At 66.1% G+C, this 434-nt stretch carries 1 protein-coding gene; it reads left to right on the top strand.

Annotated elements, in window-relative coordinates; genetic code table 11:
- Positions 1–47: 47 nt before the first annotated feature.
- Positions 48–434, top strand: a 387-nt coding sequence (locus tag AACY49_RS31230; RefSeq protein WP_339528206.1) for an acetamidase/formamidase family protein, incomplete at its 3' end; no start/stop codon positions are given.

Below are 434 nucleotides of genomic sequence, written 5' to 3'. Positions count from 1 at the left end.
ATCGATCGCCCGGTCAAGCCCGGCGACACAGCAAAGGCAGCGCGCCCATGACCCATCACCACCTGGATTCCAGCCCGGCCACCTGCCATTGGGGATTCTTCGAAGCCGCGCTCAAGCCGGTGCTGACGATCGACAGCGGCGACGAGGTGACGATCGATACCATCAGCGGCGGCCCGGACATGCTGCCAGACCGCAGCCGGTTTCACGTTCCGCCGGAAATGGACGAGGTCCACGCCAAGAACGAGCGCATGCTGCCGGGCCACATCCTCACCGGCCCCGTCGCCGTGAAGGGCGCCGAGCCCGGTGACGTGCTTGCGGTCGAGATTCTCGACGTGCAGCTGCGGCAGGACTGGGGCTGGAACATGATCAAGCCGCTGTCGGGCACCCTGCCCGACGACTTCCACGAGACGCGCATTGTCAACATCCCGCTCGAC

Origin of the sequence: Pseudomonas sp. EL_65y_Pfl2_R96, assembly GCF_963970905.1 — a bacterium.
Lineage (GTDB): Bacteria > Pseudomonadota > Gammaproteobacteria > Pseudomonadales > Pseudomonadaceae > Aquipseudomonas.
Note: the sequence above shows the minus strand (reverse complement) of the source record. Positions and strands in the feature narration are given on the sequence as shown.